We start from the raw sequence: 4,214 nt of genomic DNA on the forward strand, positions 1-4,214 counted from the left end.
GTCCTGCGTCTGCCAGGCGTTCATCGTCCACTGCACGCCCTGCGCCACCACGCTGACGCCAAATATCGCCAGCCCGGCGCTGACCATCCGCCGCCACAGGCTGCGCTTCGGCCGCAGCACCGATTCCACCACCGCTTCCGCCGTGCCCTCTTCGTCTTCTGTCAGCAGGTCAACCCGCGCCGGGGCGAACTTTTCTGCGTCAGCGCCGGCAAACGCGCGGGCAGACTTTAGCGCCTCGGTTTGCTCCGCCTGCAGCGGGCCGTCGAAATCAACCCGCGGTTTTAACGGTTCGCTCATCGCAATTTATCTCCAATCAAAAACTCCAGCGCCGCGTCGAGGCGAATATGCGGCAGCGGCTTATCGACATCCATCACCCGCGGGCGAAAATTCTCAAACTGAAAGCCCTGCTGCTGCCAGAACGCCTGGCCCGGCAGGCGCGCAGGCACTTCGCCGGGATAGATGGTCAGCGGCTGGCCATCGCTCAGCCGATCGCCGCGCAGCGCGGGAATGTTCTCGCCGTTGACCGCAATCAGCCCGCCCTGGGTGGCCTGAATCGACGCCAGCCCCAGGCAGTCCATGCTGATCCCTTCGAAGGCTGCATTTTGCCACGCGTCCTGAATCAGCTGCTGCAGCAGCGACACCATGTTGGCATGCTGATCGACGGTCACGTGATCGGCCTTGGTCGCCGCAAACAGCAGCTTATCAATCACCGGGGAGAACAGGCGGCGGAACAGCGTCCGCTGGCCGTAGTGAAAGCTTTGCATCAGTTGGGTCAGCGCGAGGCGCATATCGTTGAAGGCCTGCGGCCCGCTGTTCAGCGGCTGCAGGCAGTCCACCAGCACAATCTGGCGGTCAAAGCGCAGAAAATGATCCTTGTAGAAGCCCTTAACCACCTTCTCGCAGTAATATCTGAAGCGCTCGCGCAGCATCCCGGCGTTAGTGTGCTTGTCCGCCTGAGCTAGCCTGGCTTCGCCGACGGCGTCCACGTCCGGCCAGGGGAAGAACTGCAGCGCCGGCGCGCCGGCCATATCGCCGGGCAGCACGAAGCGCCCCGGCTGAATAAAGTGCAGCCCCTCGCGCTTGCAGGCGTGCAGATAGTCGGTCCAGGCGGCGGCAATCTCCGCCAGCCGGTTCTCATCGGCCGGCGCCAGCGGATCCAACCCTTCGCACAGCTGACGCCAGCGCGCCGACCACTCCGCGCGCTGGCCCTGCAGCAGCCCGGTCATTTGTCGCGACCAGCCGAGGTAGTCCTGCGCCAGCATGGGTAAATCCAGCAGCCATTCGCCGGGGTAGTCGACGATTTCCAGATACAGCGTGGAGGTATCCTTGAAGTGGCGCAGCAGCGATTCGCCGGAGCGGTAGCGCAGCGCCAGGCGGATCTCGCTGACGCCGCGGGTCGGCGTCGGCCACATCGGCGGCGAGCCGTAGAGCTGAGCCAGCCCTTCATCATAGGTAAAACGCGGAATGCCGAAGTCGCGCTGCGGGACGCGCTTGACGCCCAGCAGGCGCTCTTCCCTGACCGCGCTGAGCAACGGCAGGCGCGCGCCGGAGTGGATGTTCAGCAGCTGGTTGACCAGCGCGGTGATAAACGCGGTCTTGCCGCTGCGGCTAAGGCCGGTAACGGCCAGACGCAGGTGCCGGTCAACGCCACGGTTGACCAGCGCATTGAATTCAGTTTTAAGTCGCTTCATTGCCATCCCATGCTATCCGTAATATTTCAGGCTAGTGCTTTGAAGAAAGTGCTTTAATCATAAGCCATTAGGTGGGAATAAGCCGAGAAGTTATAAAGTGCGGCACGAAGATCCCCGCCCGCTACTTCATGTTGCGGGTTAAGCGATTTGCCAGCCGGCTGAGCAGCGGCTCAAGAGCAACCGCCAGCAGCATTTTCACCGGCCGACGCGCAACCGACTTGATTGCCCAGCCGGCAACGCCCGCCGGGCCATAGCGCAGCGCGGTCAGCAGCACCAGCCGGCCGGCGATTTTCAGCCCGGGTTTCATTTTCTGTCCTGCCTGCTGCCATTTGATGTTCATAGGTAACCTCAGGTTAAGCTACAGCTGACGAAAGCGGCTGCGCAGGGTAAAGGTGTCGGAGGTGACGTAGCGCTCCATTTCCCGCAGGCGCCGCTCGCTGGCCGCCAGCTCGCGGTCCGCCTCGGCGAGCAGCTCGCCGCTGGCCGGGACTCTCTCGCCGTTCAGCTCGCTTTCCGGTATCGGATCGAGGGCGAACGTCAGGATAATGTATGCCACCACCACAAAGAAAAAGAGACCAAAAATCATCGCCAGGACGGTTATCAAACGCACCAGCTTAACCGGCACATCAAGGTAGTGCGCGATCCCGGCGCAAACGCCCTTCACCATACCGCGCTGGGGAATTCGCCACAGTTTTTTACTCAAATCGAGTCCGGCCATTATTTGTCCCTCCAGTTTGGATGCTCGGCATCAAGAATGTCTTCCAGCGTCTGAATCCGTTCGCGCATACGCTTCGCGTCATCGGTCAGCTGCAGCAGGCGCTGCTGTTCATTCTGCGACAGGCTGCCGCTGGCAGAGCGATTGTTGTAGTGCAGCCAGAGCCACACCGGCAAAACGAACAGCACAAATAACGTCAGGGGTATGGCAATAAAAAGCGTACTCATGTGTACTCCTTACAGTGAGTGAGCGGCGGCGCGTTACGGCGCCGCAACGCTTGATCCTTCAGGCTGGCGGCATCGCCTGCCCCGGTCTTGTGACCGGCAGCACGGCCTGAAGGATTTTGCGAATGTCATCAGTTATTTTGATTCATTTTGCTTTTCAACGCCGCCAGCTGCTCGCTGATTTCGTCGTCGGCCTTCAGGTCGGCAAACTGCTGGTCCAGCGATTTTTGCTTGCCGAAGCCGTGGCTTTCCGCTTCCGCTTCCATCTGATCGATGCGGCGTTCGAAGGATTCAAAACGCGCCATCGCTTCATCAATTTTACCGCTGTCCAGCTGACGACGCACGTCGCGGGACGAGCTGGCCGCCTGGTGACGCAGGGTCAGAGCCTGCTGACGAGCGCGCGTTTCGCTGAGCTTGTTCTCCAGCTCGCCGATCTCTTTTTTCATCCGCGCCAGGGTTTCATCCACCAGCTGCGCCTCATTTTCCAGGCTGCCGATAAGGTCGGTGAGCTTCTGTTTTTCCATCAGCGCGGCGCGGGCGAGATCGTCTTTATCTTTGCGCAACGCCAGCTCGGCTTTTTCCTGCCATTCGGCCTGCTGCGCGAGCGCCTGCTCAATGCGGCGGCTCAGCTGTTTCTTTTCCGCCAGCGCGCGTGCCGAAGTCGAGCGGACTTCAACCAGCGTATCCTCCATCTCCTGGATCATCAGGCGAACCAGCTTCTGCGGGTCCTCCGCTTTCTCCAGCAGAGAGTTAATGTTGGCGTTCACGATGTCGGCAAAACGAGAAAAAATACCCATAATTTCAATCCTCATAGTTCTGTTATCAGGCAACGGCCTGTGCAGAGACTAATACAAATAGCGTGCCAATTTTTTATCTCGTTGATTTTAAAAGGCATGGTTGTTATATGCGCAGCGGGTTGCTAAAGTAACCTGGTGAATCACACGACTAAATGGCGAATTTCATCATGGCGGAATACAAGGACAACCTGCTCGGCGAAGCCAACAGCTTTCTTGAGGTGCTGGAGCAGGTCTCACGGCTGGCGCCGCTGGATAAGCCGGTGCTGGTGATTGGCGAACGCGGGACGGGTAAAGAGCTTATCGCCAACCGTCTGCACTTTCTCTCATCCCGCTGGCAGGGGCCGTTTATCTCCCTCAACTGCGCCGCGCTGAACGAGAGCCTGCTGGATTCCGAGCTATTTGGCCACGAAGCCGGGGCGTTTACCGGCGCCAGCAAGCGCCATCCGGGACGCTTTGAACGCGCCGACGGCGGAACCCTCTTTCTTGATGAGCTGGCAACCGCCCCGATGCTGGTACAGGAAAAGCTGCTGCGGGTGATTGAGTACGGGGAGCTGGAACGCGTAGGCGGCAGCCAGCCGCTGCAGGTCAACGTGCGGCTGGTGTGCGCCACTAACGCCGATCTGCCGCAGATGGTGGAAAGCGGCCACTTCCGCGCCGATCTCCTCGACCGCCTGGCCTTCGACGTGGTGCAGCTGCCGCCGCTGCGCCAAAGGCAGAGCGACATTATGCTGCTGGCAAACCAGTTCGCCATTCAGATGTGCCGCGAGCTGGGGCTGCCGCTGTTCCC

General features: G+C 60.3%; 6 protein-coding genes and 1 pseudogene. 1 reads left to right on the forward strand and 6 read right to left on the reverse strand.

Annotated elements, in window-relative coordinates; genetic code table 11:
- The 6 genes and pseudogenes from PFH44_RS25265 to pspA all read right to left on the reverse strand — a co-directional run.
- A pseudogene (locus PFH44_RS25265) lies at window positions 1-297 on the reverse strand (TIGR01620 family protein); the annotation flags it as partial.
- On the reverse strand, window positions 294-1,691 hold the full coding sequence (locus tag PFH44_RS25270; protein ID WP_132510733.1) for a YcjX family GTP-binding protein: 1,398 nt from the start codon (window positions 1,689-1,691) through the stop codon (window positions 294-296). The gene PFH44_RS25270 and the pseudogene PFH44_RS25265, both read right to left, overlap by 4 nt.
- A gap of 121 nt (window positions 1,692-1,812) precedes the next feature.
- The gene (gene pspD / locus PFH44_RS25275) at window positions 1,813-2,031 is read right to left on the reverse strand and encodes a phage shock protein PspD (RefSeq protein ID WP_041145220.1); all 219 of its coding nucleotides are present in this window, start codon (window positions 2,029-2,031) and stop codon (window positions 1,813-1,815) included.
- A gap of 18 nt (window positions 2,032-2,049) precedes the next feature.
- Window positions 2,050-2,409 (reverse strand): envelope stress response membrane protein PspC, encoded by a 360-nt coding sequence (pspC, locus tag PFH44_RS25280; RefSeq protein WP_045855091.1) that lies wholly within the window; start codon window positions 2,407-2,409, stop codon window positions 2,050-2,052.
- Window positions 2,409-2,633 (reverse strand): envelope stress response membrane protein PspB, encoded by a 225-nt coding sequence (gene pspB, locus PFH44_RS25285; RefSeq protein WP_041145218.1) that lies wholly within the window; start codon window positions 2,631-2,633, stop codon window positions 2,409-2,411. The genes pspC and pspB overlap by 1 nt, the downstream gene beginning before the upstream one ends.
- Window positions 2,634-2,761: 128 nt before the next feature.
- Complete coding sequence (gene pspA, locus PFH44_RS25290) at window positions 2,762-3,427, reverse strand: phage shock protein PspA (protein WP_041147594.1); 666 nt, start codon at window positions 3,425-3,427, stop codon at window positions 2,762-2,764.
- A 152-nt stretch (window positions 3,428-3,579) separates the two neighbouring features.
- Between pspA and PFH44_RS25295 the strand changes: the two genes are divergently transcribed.
- Window positions 3,580-4,214: sigma 54-interacting transcriptional regulator (locus PFH44_RS25295; RefSeq protein ID WP_283826526.1), on the forward strand; the 635-nt coding region annotated here is incomplete at its 3' end.

The sequence above is a fragment of the Klebsiella sp. Ech2A genome, from assembly GCF_030078455.1.
GTDB lineage: Bacteria > Pseudomonadota > Gammaproteobacteria > Enterobacterales > Enterobacteriaceae > Klebsiella > Klebsiella terrigena.